This is a genomic window from Parathalassolituus penaei (assembly GCF_026626885.1).
GTDB classification, from domain to species: domain Bacteria; phylum Pseudomonadota; class Gammaproteobacteria; order Pseudomonadales; family Oceanobacteraceae; genus Oceanobacter; species Oceanobacter penaei.
This window is the reverse complement of the sequence record NZ_JAPNOA010000029.1, coordinates 152,270-165,252: the sequence shown is the minus strand read 5'-3', so window position 1 is coordinate 165,252 and position 12,983 is coordinate 152,270. Positions and strand designations below refer to the sequence as shown.

12 protein-coding genes are annotated in these 12,983 nt (G+C 55.1%); 10 read left to right on the top strand and 2 right to left on the bottom strand.

The features are described 5' to 3' along the window. Positions 1 to 3 precede the first annotated feature (3 nt). The 6 genes from OUO13_RS12110 to acpS are packed head-to-tail and all read left to right on the top strand — an operon-like array spanning position 4 to position 3,823. Positions 4 to 366, top strand: coding sequence for a DUF4845 domain-containing protein (locus OUO13_RS12110; protein WP_283174151.1), 363 nt, complete (start codon positions 4 to 6; stop codon positions 364 to 366). Then, on the top strand, positions 366 to 1,055 hold the full coding sequence (gene rnc / locus OUO13_RS12105) for a ribonuclease III (RefSeq protein ID WP_283174150.1): 690 nt from the start codon (positions 366 to 368) through the stop codon (positions 1,053 to 1,055). Before OUO13_RS12110 ends, rnc begins: the two co-directional genes overlap by 1 nt. Further along, the gene (gene era / locus OUO13_RS12100; RefSeq protein WP_283174149.1) at positions 1,052 to 1,945 is read left to right on the top strand and encodes a GTPase Era; all 894 of its coding nucleotides are present in this window, start codon (positions 1,052 to 1,054) and stop codon (positions 1,943 to 1,945) included. The genes rnc and era overlap by 4 nt, the downstream gene beginning before the upstream one ends. A 2-nt stretch (positions 1,946 to 1,947) precedes the next feature. Then, positions 1,948 to 2,631 (top strand): DNA repair protein RecO, encoded by a 684-nt coding sequence (recO, locus tag OUO13_RS12095; protein ID WP_283174148.1) that lies wholly within the window; start codon positions 1,948 to 1,950, stop codon positions 2,629 to 2,631. A 41-nt stretch (positions 2,632 to 2,672) separates the two neighbouring features. After that, positions 2,673 to 3,413: a pyridoxine 5'-phosphate synthase gene (gene pdxJ, locus OUO13_RS12090; RefSeq protein ID WP_283174147.1), complete on the top strand. Its 741-nt coding sequence runs from the start codon at positions 2,673 to 2,675 to the stop codon at positions 3,411 to 3,413. Continuing rightward, complete coding sequence (acpS, locus tag OUO13_RS12085) at positions 3,413 to 3,823, top strand: holo-ACP synthase (RefSeq protein WP_283174146.1); 411 nt, start codon at positions 3,413 to 3,415, stop codon at positions 3,821 to 3,823. The genes pdxJ and acpS overlap by 1 nt, the downstream gene beginning before the upstream one ends. A gap of 17 nt (positions 3,824 to 3,840) precedes the next feature. Here acpS and OUO13_RS12080 read toward each other — a convergent pair whose 3' ends face one another. Continuing rightward, positions 3,841 to 6,669, bottom strand: coding sequence for a response regulator (locus tag OUO13_RS12080; RefSeq protein ID WP_283174145.1), 2,829 nt, complete (start codon positions 6,667 to 6,669; stop codon positions 3,841 to 3,843). A gap of 292 nt (positions 6,670 to 6,961) precedes the next feature. Here OUO13_RS12080 and cysM point away from each other — a divergent pair, with 292 nt between their 5' ends. The 4 genes from cysM (at position 6,962) to mazG (ending at position 12,392) form a co-directional block, all read left to right on the top strand. Continuing rightward, the gene (gene cysM / locus OUO13_RS12075; protein WP_283174144.1) at positions 6,962 to 7,870 is read left to right on the top strand and encodes a cysteine synthase CysM; all 909 of its coding nucleotides are present in this window, start codon (positions 6,962 to 6,964) and stop codon (positions 7,868 to 7,870) included. Positions 7,871 to 8,018: 148 nt separating this feature from the next. Next, positions 8,019 to 9,338, top strand: a complete 1,320-nt coding sequence (locus OUO13_RS12070; RefSeq protein WP_283174143.1) for a TRAM domain-containing protein — start codon at positions 8,019 to 8,021, stop codon at positions 9,336 to 9,338. Next, complete coding sequence (gene relA / locus OUO13_RS12065) at positions 9,331 to 11,583, top strand: GTP diphosphokinase (protein ID WP_283174142.1); 2,253 nt, start codon at positions 9,331 to 9,333, stop codon at positions 11,581 to 11,583. Before OUO13_RS12070 ends, relA begins: the two co-directional genes overlap by 8 nt. Beyond that, the gene (gene mazG / locus OUO13_RS12060; protein ID WP_283174141.1) at positions 11,580 to 12,392 is read left to right on the top strand and encodes a nucleoside triphosphate pyrophosphohydrolase; all 813 of its coding nucleotides are present in this window, start codon (positions 11,580 to 11,582) and stop codon (positions 12,390 to 12,392) included. The genes relA and mazG overlap by 4 nt, the downstream gene beginning before the upstream one ends. Before the next feature lie 102 nt (positions 12,393 to 12,494). On the opposite strand, the gene OUO13_RS12055 is transcribed toward mazG, so the two are convergent. Continuing rightward, positions 12,495 to 12,827, bottom strand: a complete 333-nt coding sequence (locus OUO13_RS12055; protein ID WP_283174140.1) for a pilin assembly protein — start codon at positions 12,825 to 12,827, stop codon at positions 12,495 to 12,497. Positions 12,828 to 12,983: the final 156 nt, after the last annotated feature.

The window sequence follows — 12,983 nt, the reverse complement described above, 5'->3', positions numbered from 1 at the left end:
TATATGAAAAAACAGGGTGGTATGTCGTTTCTGGCCATGTTATTGGCCATGTTGATTGGTGGTATGGCGATCAAGGCTGCACTTGCTCTGGGGCCCATGTACTACGACGACATGCTCCTGAAAAAGATCTTCGAGAACCTGCACGAAACCTCACGGATTAATGAAAAAACCAGTCCGAAAGATTTCAAGCGGATTCTCGAAGAACGCATGGACGCCAATAACATTGATTACATCCCCCTCGATACCATGGTGTTCAGCAAAGGGCCGGGTGTATTGCGGGTAGATTTCGAATATCAGATTTCTGCGCAGTTTATTGGTGCGATTGAATTTACGACCAGCTTTGCTCACCACGAAGAATATCAATAGTGAATGACCCCTTATTAAAGCTGTCCCAGCGTCTTGGATACACCTTCCGTGACGAGTCGCTGGTACTTCTTGCCCTTACTCACCGCAGCAAGGGTACCCACAACAACGAACGCCTGGAGTTTCTGGGCGATTCGATCCTGAATTTTGTGATTGCAGATGACCTGTATCGCCGCTTTGGCCTCGCCAAGGAAGGCAAGCTCAGTCGTCTGCGTGCACGTGTGGTCAAGGGGCAAACCCTGGCTGATGTGGCTCGTGAATTTGATCTGGGTGATTTCCTGCTGCTGGGTTCTGGTGAACTCAAGAGTGGCGGGCATCGCCGTGATTCCATTCTGGCGGATACCGTGGAAGCCCTGATTGGTGCTATCTATCTGGATACCGGTCTGGAATCCGCGCGTGAGCGCATTCTGGCCTGGTTCGCCAGCCGTCTGGATGAGCTGTCTCTGGAAGATCCGATCAAGGACCCAAAAACCCGTTTGCAGGAATTCCAGCAAGGACGCCATATGAGTCTGCCGCGTTATCAGGTGGTCGCGGTGGATGGTCCTTCCAATGAGCAGGTGTTTACGGTGGAATGTCGTATTCCCGAATTGCCGCCTGTCCTGGCCGATGGTTCCAGCCGCCGTGCGGCGGAACAACTGGCTGCGCAAAAACTGCTTGCTGAACTGGGTATTGAAGACGGAGAACTCGAATGAGCCAGAAAACCGGTTTTGTGGCCATTGTTGGCCGTCCAAACGTTGGTAAATCCACCCTGCTGAACCGTATTCTGGGTCAGAAACTGTCGATTACCTCGCGTAAACCCCAGACTACTCGTCATCAGATTCTCGGTATCAAAACCGAAGAAGACATCCAGGTGATCTACGTTGACACCCCTGGTATGCACCTTCATCAGGAAAAAGCCATCAACCGTTACATGAACAAGGCAGCTACAACGGCCGTCAAGGACGTGGATCTGGTGGTGATGGTGGTTGACCGTATGCGCTGGACCGAAGAAGACGACATGGTGCTCCGCGCGATCAGCCAACAGCGTGCGCCTGTGGTACTGGTGGTGAACAAGGTCGATTTCATCAAGGAAAAAGACGAACTGCTGCCATACCTGCAGGAAGTGGCCGGTCGTTTCAACTTTGAACAGATTGTGCCTATCAGTGCCAAAACCGGTAACAACGTTGAGCGTCTTGAACGCCTGATCGAATCCTATATTCCTGAAAGTCAGCACTTTTACCCGGAAGACCAGATTACTGACCGCAGCTCGCGTTTCCTGGCGGCCGAACTGGTGCGTGAAAAAATCATGCGTCAGCTGGGTGATGAACTGCCATACGCCATGACAGTGGAAATCGAGGAGTTTGTTCACAACGGTGGCCTGATCGATATCAGTGCTCTGATTCTGGTTGAACGCCCATCCCAGAAAGCCATTGTGATCGGTGACGGTGGTCATCGTATCAAGCAGATTGGTCAGGAAGCCCGCAAGGATATGGAAGTGATGTTTGACTGCAAGGTCATGCTCAAGCTGTGGGTCAAGGTCAAGGCCAACTGGTCTGACGACGAGCGCGCCCTGCGCAGTCTGGGTTACCACGACCTCGACTGATCATGCAGGCGATGCTGGTGCTGCACCGACGCCCGCTGGGGGAGTCGGGGCAGCTTCTCAATGTATTCAGTGAGCAGGATGGTCATGTTCTGTTGCACGCTCCAAGGCGCAGCCAGCGCCGACTCGAACTCAACTGTCTGTATGAAGCCGACTGGCAGCCTGATGCTGATTGGCCTCGCATCGTGGCCTGTCATGAGGTCCGGCGGGTAACTCTCGACGGTGATGATCTCTACTGCTGTTTTTACCTGAACGAATTGCTGGTACGGCTGTTACCTCGTGGCGAGGCGCAGCCAGAGTTATTTCGTCTGTACTGGCAGGTACTGGAAGCGCTGGCCGCGGGTCAATTGCCGGATCCCTGGCTGCGTATTTTTGAATACCGTTTGTTGCAGGTGTTGGGTGTCGGTTTTGCCTGGCACCTCGACGCGGATGGTGTGGCCATTGTCATGGATGGCCGTTATCGTTTTATTCCCCAGCGTGGTTTTGTGCCCGCAGCCGAAGGCTGGAGCGGCCAATGGTTGTTGGCCATGGCAGCCGGGCAGGGGGATACATTGTCATGGCGAATGGCTCGTCAGGTGTTGAAACTGGCACTGGAAACCGAACTCGGACGCCCGGCGGCAAGCCGTGATTTGCTGGTGGCGCCGGACGGTGACCCGCGGCAGTGGTTATACAGCCGGGAAATGACCTGACCTCAAATTGGCAGGTGTGTGAAGAAACAAGGGGAATGATTGTGAAAGTGAATAACCGTGTATTGCTGGGCGTCAACATCGATCATGTCGCGACTCTGCGTCAGGCGCGTGGTACGCGCTACCCGGACCCGATTCAGGCTGCTTTTGTGGCTGAAATGGCCGGTGCCGATGGCATCACCATTCACCCGCGTGAAGATCGTCGTCATATCCAGACCCGTGATGTATACGTGCTGAAGGAAACCCTGCAGACCCGTATGAATCTGGAAATGGCGATTACCGATGCCAACCTCGATCTGGCGGAAGAAGTGCAGCCCGAGTACTGCTGTCTGGTACCGGAAAAACGTGAAGAGCTGACCACCGAAGGTGGCCTCGACGTTGTTGGTCATGAAGCTCAGGTGGCGGCTGCCTGCAAGCGCCTGGCAGATCTCGGTATTCTGGTATCCCTGTTTATTGATCCGGATGAAGCCCAGATTGACGCGGCAATTCGCTGCGGTGCACCGGTTATTGAGCTGCACACCGGTCGTTACGCCGATACTGAAGGTCTGCAACAGCAGACTGAACTGGAGCGTATCCGTGCGGCGGCAGAATATGCCCATGACCGTGGTTTGGTGGTAAACGCGGGTCACGGCCTGCACTACCACAACGTTGAGGCGATTGCGGCAATTCCACAAATGCACGAGCTGAATATTGGCCACGCCATTGTTGCACACGCGTTGTTTGTGGGCTTTGAACAGGCGGTACGTGAAATGCGTGCCCTGATCGAAGCGGCTTCTGCCCGTTAATGCAACCGCTGTTTGATTCTGCACTCGATGCGGCGGTGGTGGGGGTTGGTACTGATATCCTCGCCGTTGCGCGCATCGAAGCGGTATTGGCCAGAACCGGTGAGCGTTTTGCGCGCCGGATTCTGACGCCAGCGGAATTGCAGCTGTGGCAGGCGCGTGGTTGCCCGGCCAACTTTGTTGCCAAGCAGTTTGCCGCCAAAGAGGCGCTTGCCAAAGCACTGGGGACTGGTATTGGCGCCGGGGTCAGCTTTCAGCAGATGGAAGTTCTGCGCTCGGCTGCTGGAGCGCCACTGGTGACATTGAGTGGTGCTGCGGCTGATCATCTGCAGCGTTTGGGCGGGCGTCAGGCACTGATCAGTCTCAGTGATGATCAGGGCCTGATTCTGGCGTTTGCCGTACTAAGTCGTTAACAAGCCGCTAACGCCTGTTACTTTCCGCTATTGATCATGCTGAGCCAGTCGTTTTCAGCGGCCCAACGCAGCAGATTTTCAGCATCGTTGTTCAACTGACGCAGACGATCCGGTAACTGCTGGTAATCCCGCTTGCGCAAATCGGTCTCCGCCTGTTCCAGGCTGTTACGTAATGCCGGAACGCCGCAATAACGGCAGGCTCCGTTCAGTTTGTGTACCGCCCGTCCAACCCCTTCCAGATCATCGTTTTCCCATGCTTCCCGAATGGTGGCGATTTCCATCGGTAACGACTCCAGTAACATCGAGAACATATCGGCGGCAATCGCCGGTTTGCCACTGGCGCTCTTTAACGCCAGCGAGGCAGAAAAAATTCCGCCCGCTGTTTCGGCGTCATCCTGAATCGGGCTGGCTACCGCAGGGCCGGAAATGGTCTTGCTGTAGGTGGGGATGGTGGCCACGTAACCAGTCCAGCGCTGGATGCAGTCTGCCAGCTGTTGCAGCGAAATCGGTTTGGTCTGGTAGTCGTTCATCCCTTCGTTGATCAGGGTCCGGCGTTCGTCTGCCATTGCATGAGCCGTCAGGGCGATCACCGGCACATGGCGCAATGCTGGTAAGGAGCGAATATGGCGCGTTGTTTCCAGGCCGTTCATGCCGGGCATCTGGATATCCATAAAGACCAGATCGACTCTTTGTTCGCGTACCAGGCGGATGGCTTCTTCGCCAGAACTGGCAGACAGCACTGGTACGTCGAGATCTTGTAGCAGGGTGGTTATCAGCCGCAGGTTGGCGTTATTGTCATCCACGGTTAGTACAGTGGGCGGATGCTGACCTGATTGACTTGTGAGTGGAGTAATTTCTGCGTTTGTTGGTTGTCGCAGGTCTTTGGGAATGAACTGTTTCAGGAGTTCCTGATGCAGGCGGCGATGGTTGACCGGACGGCTCAGTACCGAGCTGGCGCCGTATTCGCGCAGGCGGTCCATATCATCGTGCTGCAGGCTGTTGATCAGTGTGAACAGTGGCAGCTGGTGTGGTTGCAGTCGTTGTGACAGGTTCTGACACAATGTGCTCCCCAGACACTCGCGGTCAACGGCCAGAATAACGCCATCAACACTGGATGCAGGATCATCCAGCAGTTCATACAGGGCTTCTATGGTGCGACAGTCGATGCAGTCCATCTGCCACTGCGCCAGCAGGTTATGGATATGATCGCGGCTGACGGATTCACTGGTTAAAACCGCGAGGCGTTTACCCGGAATTGGCGTCAGGTGTTCCTGTGGTTCCGAATTGACTTCAAGGGTCACATGAAATGTGAAGCAGGAGCCAGTGCCCGGCGTGCTGGTCACGGTGATGTCGCCGTGCATATGTTGTACCAGTGCTCTGGCAATAATCAGCCCAAGCCCGGTGCCACCGTATTCACGTGATGTGCTGGCATCTGCTTGGGCAAACGGCTGAAACAAACGCTGACGCGCGGTCTCGGACATACCTATACCGGTGTCCGTGATGGCAAACTGAATACTGGTCTGATTATTGTTGCGGCTGATCTGGGTTGCTTGAACTGTAACCCCGCCAATGCGGGTAAACTTGATGCCGTTGCCAATCAGGTTGGTCAGCACCTGTTTCAGACGCAGACCGTCACCAATCAGATTAACCGGTACGTTGCTGGCAATATTGCAGGCCAGATCAATACGCTGGTTGATGGCCACTGGCGTTAACATGCTGGTGACGTCATCCAGAATGTCATAGAGGTTGAACGGGTTGTGTTCAAAAATCGCCTTGTCGGCTTCCAGTTTGGACAGATCAAGCAAGTCGTTGATCATACGCATCAGGTCATCGGCTGCCGCGCTCATGGTTTCGAGGCAGTCGCGCTGACGATCATTGAGACTGGTGCGCTGCAACAAGTCGATATAACCGCGCAGACCACTCAGAGGCGTACGAATCTCATGGCTGATATTGGTCAGGAACTCGGATTTCATTCGAATGGCGTCCTGGGCTTCGCGTTTGCCCAGTGACAACTGGCTGCAACGTACCTCCAGCTCATCCATGTTTTCCTGCAAGTCGCGAGTCGCTGTTTCGATATTGCGCTGATAGTCAGTCTGTAGTCGTTGCAGCTCGGCGGCGAGAGTGTTGACCGTCTGGGCTATGGCGTTCAGTTCGCCTGTCCCGGTGAGGTGGATGCGGGTTTCATATTTTCCGGCAATCAAGTCCTTGAGTGCGCGCATGATACCGCGGATGGGGCCGACCATATAACGGCTGATGCGGTAGGCAATGTAACCGCTGATCAGCAACACTACCAGAATAATGCCCAGTGCTGATGATACGTATTGATAGCGTTTCAGATAGGTATTGGAAGCCGACAGCTCCAGTTCGGCCCAGCCAAGAATTTTGGGGGCAGGAGTTTCTTCTACATAAAACTCATTGGAGAGCTGATCCGGAATGACCAGATTTTGCGCCAGAATTGGCGATAGCACGCGAACGGAACCTTCCGCTCGCATCAGGCGAAGCTGGCCACGTTCGAGAGTGCCATCGGCGTTGCGGGCGTTGAGCATGCGAGGGCCTGAATGCGCCAGCGCCTGACGATCCTGATTCATGATGGTAACCGAACGCACGTCCGGCTCTTCCAGCATGTTATTGGCGATGTTTTGCAAGATGGCGTTGTTACCGGTCATAACGCCGTATTCGCATACCGGAGCCAGTTGTTTGGCCATGGCAAGGGCGCGTTGATCAAGCAGATCGTCCAGATCCCTGAAGCGTTCGGTGATAAAAAAAGCACCAAGCACAGTGGATACCAGAAGTACCGGCAGCAATGCCAGCAGCATGATCCGCAATTGAAGTTGTGGGTTGTTCATGTTGGGCTACACGGGAGTGAGAACTGTGGCCGGATTGCCACATCCCAGCGAGCGGCACAGACAATAGGACTATTGGTCTGGAAGACTAACTGACTCGTCTGCATGCTGGCAATTATCCCCTCGTGTGAAACTCCTTTTTGACTCTGTGTATTGGTTGTTTCTCTCTCACTGTACTCGCCCACTGACGGGACAGGCTATGAACAGCTATAACGAAAGTGCCAATTATTATTAATATTGGTTGTAAAATTTGCGTACTATTCCGGGTATTTGGTTATAAGGAAGCCATCAGATCATGACAAACCGACCAGGCCCACTCTATCCCACCATTGCTGACACCATTGGTCATACACCACTGGTGCGTTTGCAACGTCTGGGACAGAACAGCCGGGGCAACCAGGTGTTGCTCAAACTCGAGGGTAACAACCCTGCGGGTTCGGTCAAGGACCGTCCAGCGCTCTCCATGATTCGTGCGGCTGAAGCTCGTGGTGATATCAGACCTGGCGACACCCTGATCGAAGCGACCAGCGGTAATACCGGTATTGCACTGGCCATGGCGGCCGCCATGATGGGCTACCGCATGATTCTGATCATGCCGGATAACAGCACGATGGAACGGCGTTGGGCCATGCAGGCTTATGGCGCTGAGCTGATTCTGACCTCCAGTATGGAAACCGCCCGTGACCTGGCTCTGGCAATGGAAGCGGAAGGCAAAGGCATCGTTCTGAACCAGTTTGGCAATCCGGATAATCCGCTTGCCCATTATCAGGGCACAGGCCCGGAAATCTGGGAGCAAACCGCTGGCACCGTTACCCACTTTGTCAGCTCTATGGGTACAACGGGAACAATCATGGGGACCTCCCGTTACCTCAAGGAACAGAACCCGGAAGTCTGTATTGTTGGCCTGCAGCCGTCGGATGGTTCGGCCATTCCGGGTATTCGCCGCTGGCCGGAAGAATATCTGCCTACCATCTTCCATCGTGAGCAGGTTGATCTGGTGCTGGACATCGCTCAGCAGCAGGCTGAAGACTGCATGCGGGATCTCGCCCGTATCGAAGGTATCTTCTGCGGTGTGTCGTCCGGTGGTGCGGTAGCGGCTTCCTTGCAACTGGCACAAACCCTGAATAACGCCACCATTGTGGCCATTGTTTGTGACCGTGGAGATCGTTACCTGTCTTCCGGTATTTTTGCTCCCCAGAACTGACGGGCAGCATGCCCTGATTGTTTTTTTCGGTAACAAAACCATCTGGATGGTTGCATTCCCTGCGGCTGTCCCAATACTGTGCGCCCGAAATCCTTGCAGCTGCGAATCATGGCAGCTGTTGTCTTGTGTCTGATTACAGGAGATGCGGGTGGCTCAACCACAAGCGCCAATTACCCTGACCATTGATAACCTGACCTCCGACGGTGACGGCGTTGGTCGTATGGGACGGGAAGTCTGTTTTGTTCCTGGCGCCTTGCCGGGTGAACAGGTTCTGGTTCGTCTGCAAGGGCGTCGCAAGAAAGTCTGGCAGGGGCGCCTGCTGGAAGTTCAGCAACCTTCCAGCGACCGGCGTGAGCCACCGTGTCCGCATTACCAGCGTTGTGGCGGTTGTGATCTCCAGCATATGGATGAAGCCGCCCAGCTGGCCTTTAAACAGCAACGTGTCGAACGTGAGTTCAGTCGGCAGGGAATTCCGGTGCGTGAGTGGCAGCCGGCGATTACCGGGCCGCTCTGGCACTACCGCCGCAAGGCGCGGGTTGGTGTACGTTTCAGTAAGGAACAACAACGCAACTTCATTGGCTTCCGCGAGTCTGCGTCTGAGCACCTGCATGATATAGACCGTTGCCTGATTCTTCCCGAACATCCGTTATACAATTGGGCGGCGTGGCGCGATCTGATGGCGACCTTGCGCGGTCGTGACATCATCACCCAGATTGAAACACTGGACACCGATAATGCGCTGGCGCTGGTGGTTCGGGTTCTGAAACCTCTGGTCGCAGATGATCAACAGGCGTTGCTGGCATTTGTGCAGGCTAATGCGGGTGAGCGCCCGGTGCAGGTGTGGCTGAATCATGGCCGTGACAAACCGATGGAATGCCTGTGGCCGGAAAATCCCGAGCCGTTATTGCATGAAGTGGACGGAATGTCGCTGGTGATGCAACCGGATGACTTTATTCAGGTCAATGGTGACGTTAATCGTCAGATGGTCGCGCAGGCAATGGACTGGCTCAAGCCTCAGGAAAACGAGCTGATTTGGGACCTGTTTGCCGGTCATGGCAACTTCAGTATTCCATTGGCCCGCCGCAGTCGTTCGGTGCTTGCAGTAGAAGGTCAGGCGTCGATGGTGAGCAGTTTGCAGGCTCAGGCTCAACGGCTGGCGTTATCCTTGCATGCTGAAGTCGCTGATTTGTCTGGAGAAGGTGCTCTGGCTCGACTGCCAACGCCGGACAAGGTTTTGCTGGATCCTCCCCGGGCAGGGGCTGCTGAGGCCGTCCGGGAGGTGATTGCGCGCAAGGTGCCGCAGGTTCTGTATGTGTCCTGCGATGCGGCAACTCTGGCGCGTGATCTGACTCATTTGATTGCAGCCGGTTACCAGGCTGATAAGGCAGGAATTATGGATATGTTTCCACAGACCCACCATGTCGAAACCATGGTGTTGCTAAGCCGGAAGGGCAAGCGCAATGGTTAAGGTTCGTGAAGATCTTCCTCTCTGGCACGATGGTTCCCTGGACCTCGAGCGTTGGTTGGAGAACGTTCAGCAGCAACACGAGATTCGTGACCCCGAGCTGTTGCTGAAGGCGTTGCGTCTTGCCAAACAGGTGTCAGACGACGCCATCGTGAACCAGACGTACTGGTCGGTCGACAGTATCCAGATGGGGCTGGAGATGACGCAGATTCTGATGGATCTGCGTCTGGATACCGAGTCTCTGGTGGCGGCGGTGTTGTACCGTGCGGTCCGTGAGGGACGTTTGCCGCTGCACAAGGTTGAGCGGGATTACGGCCCAACCGTTGCCAAGCTGATTGAAGGTGTACTGCGGATGGCGGCAATCAGTGCTATCCAGGCATCTACCGACCAGATGGTATTAGGCCAGCGTCAGGCTCAGGTCGAGAACCTGCGCAAGATGCTGGTGGCCATGATTGATGACGTGCGGGTGGCGCTGATCAAGCTGGCCGAACGGACGTCAGCCATTCGTGCGGTGAAAGACGCTCCTCAGGAGCGTCGCAAAAAAGTGGCGGAAGAAGTCTTTAATATTTATGCCCCGCTGGCACACCGCCTTGGTATCGGTCATTTGAAGTGGGAACTGGAAGACCTCGCCTTCCGTTACCTGCAGCCAACGGCCTACAAGAAAATTGCACGCTTGCTGGACGAAAAGCGTATTGCCCGTCAGGACTACATCGACGAGGTCGTACACAAGCTGCGTGACGAACTGCTGTCGACCGGGATTCGTTGTGACGTGTATGGCCGTGCCAAACACATTTACAGCATCTGGCGCAAAATGAGCCGCAAGAATCTCGACTTCTCGCAGATCTACGACATCCGTGCGGTGCGTATTCTGGTGCCGGAAGTACGAGACTGTTACGCCGCACTCGGTACTGTGCACATGTTGTGGCGCAACATTCCCAATGAGTTTGACGACTACATCGCCAACCCGAAAGAGAACGGCTATCGCTCGTTGCATACCGCGGTGATTGGCCCGGAAGGAAAGGTGGTTGAGGTACAGATTCGTACCAACACCATGCACGAAGATGCCGAACTTGGGGTTTGTGCGCACTGGTTGTACAAGGGCACCGACACCAACGGCAAGGACCAGGGTTACGAGCAGAAGATTGCCTGGCTGCGTCAGGTGCTCGAATGGCACGAAGAACTCGATGACCTGCCGGAGCTGGCGCGTGAGCTGCGTGCTGATATCAACCCGGATCGCATTTACGTGTTTACACCGGATGGTCATGTGGTGGACTTGCCACCAAAGGCCACACCGGTGGACTTTGCTTACCGCGTTCACACCGAAATTGGTAACAAGTGCCGTGGTGCCAAGGTCAATGGTCGTATTGTGCCGCTGACCTATGTCCTCAGTACCGGTGAACAGGTCGAAATCCTGACCCACCCTAACGCCCATCCGAGCCGTGACTGGTTGTACCCGGAAGCGGGCTACATTCATACCAGTCGTGCCCGTGCCAAGGTTGCGCACTGGTTCAAACTGCAGGCCCGTGATCAGAACGTAGAAGAAGGTCGCGCCATGGTACTGCGTGAGCTGGATCGTCTCGATCTGGGTCAGGAGCCACTGCACGACATCGCCAAGCAGATGAACATGAAGTCTATCGACGACATGTTTGCGGCGGTGGGGGCAGGCGACATGCGGGTTGGCCAGATTGTGCACTCGGTGCTCAAACAGGTCGACGCCAGCGAAGTCCGCAAGGAAGAGTTGCCACTGGCGCGCCGTATTGATCCGGCTGGCCAGCGCAAAGCAGGCAAGGATGATCTGTACATTGAGGGGGTGGGTAACCTCATGACCCAGATGGCGCAGTGCTGTCATCCGCTGCCAGGCGACGATATTCGCGGTTATGTGACCATTGGTCGTGGTGTCACGGTGCACCGCAGTGACTGTGAAAATCTGCTGCATCTGGAGGCCATTGAGCCAAACCGTGTGCTGCAAGTGACCTGGGGCCTGAAACCGACCCGCACCTATCCGGTGGAAATGTCTATTCTGGCTTACGACCGTACCGGTCTGCTGCGTGACGTCAGTGCCGTGCTGGCCAATGAACGGGTTAACGTGATTGGTGTGAACACCCAGTCCAACCAGGGCGACAACACCGCCAGCATGCAGCTGACGGTGGAAGTGGAAAGCCTTGAAAACCTGGCGCGCCTGATGAAGAAAGTTGAACTGCTGCCGAACATTATTTCGGTACGCCGTGTGCGTGGAGGTCAGCCGTGAGGACGTATGACCTCAACGACCTGATCAGCCTGATGGCTCGTCTGCGTGACCCGCAGACGGGCTGTCCATGGGACCTCAAACAGGACTTCGGCTCGATCCTGCCGCATACGCTGGAAGAGGCCTACGAAGTGGCTGATGCCATTGAGCGTCAGGATTGGCCACATCTCGAAGAAGAACTGGGTGACCTGTTATTCCAGGTGGTGTTTTACGGCCAGATGGGGTCTGAGCAGCAGCATTTTTCGTTGTTGAGCATCATCAACCGTCTGGTGCACAAGCTGATTCGTCGTCACCCACATGTATTCCCTGATGGCACGCTGGATAGTCAGCGTGATCCGTTGAATCCCCCGGACGACGACAGCATTCGTGCCAGCTGGGAAGCCATCAAGCGTGCTGAAAAAGCCGGTAAACCGGCTGCCAATCGCTTGCTGGATGCCGTGCCGGTGGCGATGCCCGCCATGAACCGGGCGGTCAAATTGCAAAAGCAGGCGTCAACTGTCGGCTTTGACTGGAGCAATCCACACGAAATTATCGCCAAGATCGAAGAAGAACTGCAGGAAGTAAGGGATGAAATGGCCGAGGCTGATCCTGAGCGTCTGCAGTCGGAGATTGGTGATCTGCTGTTTGCGGTGACCAATCTGGCACGGCATTACCGGATTGATCCTGAACTGGCCTTGCGAGGCACCAACCAGAGGTTTTATCAGCGTTTTGCGGTGGTAGAAGACCATGCTGAGGCCGCTGGTGGCTGGCAGCAGGTGACTCTGGACGATATGGAAAGTGCCTGGCAGGAAGCCAAGCGTCGCGGTTTGTAAGGCGATAACACCTTTACAGCACGGCCCTTGCGGGCGGTGCTGTTCCTCTCACCGGAATGATCCCTTGTGCTTGTTGCAGTACAACAGGGCAGTCATACCCCGCTAATGGTGGTTACGATTCAGCTCACCCAGATGCTTGCGGGTGAGGGCCAGGAATTGTGGTGTCGGACCAACATCCTCATAAACCGGAAAACCCTCCTCGTCACGGGCAACCACCTTGTTGCCGGCAACATAGGGCAAACTGCCTGCCAGATCGTGCAGCGCGGCACTGACCAGATCGCGCAAAATCTGTTCGGCGGTCAGGCCCGGAAACATCTCCAGCAAGGCTTCAATCTGGGCAGCGTCCTTGACGTTGAGTGGCAGTTGATAGGTTGTGTCGGAGAGTGGTTCGCCAAACTCACGACCCCAGTGTTCCAGCAGCTTTGATGCTTTCATGCTCAGCTCCTTTCGTTCTGATGACCTGTATTCATTCTGGATTGATTCAGGCCAAAGGTTGAGAGGACGGCGTTAAATGCCTTTAATGTCAGGTGATAAAGGTTCCGAATGTGGAATCTGGCAGGTTAAATCTTCATTTCATCGTCAGGGGAGAAA

Excerpts from the sequence above, each read along its gene's own strand:
- relA (WP_283174142.1), top strand. The coding sequence starts at position 9,331 with ATGGTTAAGGTTCGTGAAGATCTTCCTCTCTGGCACGATGGTTCCCTG.
- acpS (WP_283174146.1), top strand. The coding sequence starts at position 3,413 with ATGCAACCGCTGTTTGATTCTGCACTCGATGCGGCGGTGGTGGGGGTT.
- recO (WP_283174148.1), top strand. The coding sequence starts at position 1,948 with ATGCAGGCGATGCTGGTGCTGCACCGACGCCCGCTGGGGGAGTCGGGG.
- era (WP_283174149.1), top strand. The coding sequence starts at position 1,052 with ATGAGCCAGAAAACCGGTTTTGTGGCCATTGTTGGCCGTCCAAACGTT.
- OUO13_RS12080 (WP_283174145.1), bottom strand. The coding sequence starts at position 6,669 with ATGAACAACCCACAACTTCAATTGCGGATCATGCTGCTGGCATTGCTG.
- OUO13_RS12055 (WP_283174140.1), bottom strand. The coding sequence starts at position 12,827 with ATGAAAGCATCAAAGCTGCTGGAACACTGGGGTCGTGAGTTTGGCGAA.
- cysM (WP_283174144.1), top strand. The coding sequence starts at position 6,962 with ATGACAAACCGACCAGGCCCACTCTATCCCACCATTGCTGACACCATT.
- OUO13_RS12110 (WP_283174151.1), top strand. The coding sequence starts at position 4 with ATGAAAAAACAGGGTGGTATGTCGTTTCTGGCCATGTTATTGGCCATG.